The organism is Coprothermobacter platensis DSM 11748, from assembly GCF_000378005.1.
Lineage (GTDB): Bacteria > Coprothermobacterota > Coprothermobacteria > Coprothermobacterales > Coprothermobacteraceae > Coprothermobacter > Coprothermobacter platensis.
Genome location: NZ_KB899040.1, coordinates 1 through 2,167 on the forward strand (window position 1 = coordinate 1; position 2,167 = coordinate 2,167).

Annotated in this window: 1 protein-coding gene; it reads right to left on the bottom strand. The window is 43.8% G+C overall.

Features of this window, described 5'->3' with window-relative positions; all coding sequences use genetic code 11:
* Nucleotides 1-235: 235 nt before the first annotated feature.
* Nucleotides 236-2,167 (bottom strand): peptide ABC transporter substrate-binding protein (locus tag D890_RS0100010; RefSeq protein ID WP_018962472.1); only part of this gene is annotated, 1,932 nt, incomplete at its 5' end.

Genomic DNA, 2,167 nt, shown 5'->3' on the forward strand with positions numbered 1-2,167 from the left:
TCGGAGAAACTAGCTGCATTAACAGGGGAGAACCCCACAAAGGACGAAGCTACCAGTACTAATACCAGCAGCCCCACTGCAATTTTCTTCACACCATACGCCTCCCTTATATTGCAAGATTATAGACCCACTGTTTGCATAAGTAAAGTAAAACGTGTGTTAAAAATCATTATATAAAAAACGGTCCCCATCTTAGGGGACCGTTTTTTATTCATTTACACCCTACACTGCAGGCTTATGATTCTCTGTACCACCAAGCGATGTTCCATGTGTGTGCCGCAACATCCAAGCCCACATCAAAGCCTTCAATGTTCAGTTTCACAGCGTCATGCTGATCCTGCCAAACTATAGGAATTTCTGGCATGTAAACAGCAAAGTAATTCTTTGCAAAGTCTCTGTAAGCTTTTGTTCTTTCAGATGAATTGAAGCTGTTCCACTTTGTTATCAAAGCATCGGCTTCTGCATTCCTGAATCCGCTGTAGTTCTGCCCAACATATCCATTGGTTGCAGATGGGATATACCTTGATTGATAAAGGGTATTTCCACCGGGTTCAAGGATACTCCTCTGACCCCAAGCAAACAAACCGATATCGAATGTGCGATGTGGCAGTACGGTGTTGAAGAAATCCGAAGAGTTAAGAGGTTGCATGCTTAGGTTAATACCAACCTGCTTGTACTGCTGCTGGATAACCTGCAGAGCGCTGATACGGTCAGACCTTGTAGTAGTCTGAGCAAGCAAGCTCAATTTCTTACCGTTCTTTGCATAAACGCCGTCGCTACCCTTTGTGTAACCAGCCTGCTGAAGCAGTGTTGTAGCTTTAGATGGATTGTATACAAACACATTCTTAGAGGACGGTTCATCAAAATCGTTATTCGGCAGTACAAAGTTGTAACATACAGGTCTCATACCGTAGTAAACACGGTTAGAGATATCTGTTCTGTTCATGGCATAAGACAGCGCTTGGCGAACTCTGTTATCGCTAAGGAATGGATGGTTGTAAGCTACACCGATCTTAGGATCTTTCGGTAAATTGTTCGGGTCATCAAAGTTTACTGTAAAGTGTTCCCAGTAAACAGAAGGAATGCTGTTCAGTTTGTACTGGTTAAGGAACGTCTTGTTTGCAGAAAGTGTCTTTGCATTCTGTGTGCTAATAACACCCATGATAGCAGCATCTGGCTGACCTCTCAATAGTTCTGCCAAACCAGATTCAACACTTCTGAATGCAACAACGACTTTATCGAACAAACCGCCACCAAGGAAGTAATTGGTGTCTGGTACAAATTCCATGTAACCTTTCTGCACCCAGTTTGTGATCTTGTAAGGACCGGTGTGCATAGGTTTCGTATTGTAGGAGCAGTTAACCAAAGCTTCAACATTTTTATCCATGACTTCTTTGATATTCTTTGGTAAGGTATAAGACTGATCGCCAAGGTAATTTTGATCGGCATCATGTTTAAGAACGAAATCTACAGTATTTGGGAAAGACAGTGTGGTTTTTAGAACGTTCTGTTCAAACCAGTGTTTCGGATATAACGGTAAACCATACTTCGCGTAAATGTTGTAAGGATTGCTCTTGTCTACTGCTGTGAAGTAAACCCTAATGGTGTAGTTGTCAAGTTTCTCAATCCTTGCTACACTGTCATAGGGGTCAATACCAGGAACGGGCATTCCATTGGCAAGATAAAGTAATGTTCCGAAAATGAAGTCATCGGCTGTAATAGGTTGGCCATCACTCCACTTAAGGCCTTGCCTTAGGCCAAAGTCATACCTCATGTAAATAGGTACTTTGGTGCCGTCTTGTAAGGTAATGGTTTGCGGTGTGCTGTAAATGACTTGTTTGCCATTCTCAGTGGTAGGTACCCAACGACCAAGTTGTGGCCACCAGTTGCCTCTCCAGTCAGAACCCTGTTCAGCGTCTTGAATAAGACCTAAAACCTGAGTCATAGCTGCCATGGAGTCCAGCGGGTTGAACAATGTGGCAGGTTCCTGCTCTTCAATGATGTAGAGCTGGCCGCCTTTTTTAACAGGCCATTTCATCTTGTAAATGGTGTACGCCGCTTCACCTCTGGTCGCAGCTTTGTCTGCTGCAATCAAACGTCCCGGTTGCCTCCAGCTTAACACTTGATACTTCGGCATAATGGCTGCTGTTAGCCAGCCCTTCGCCCA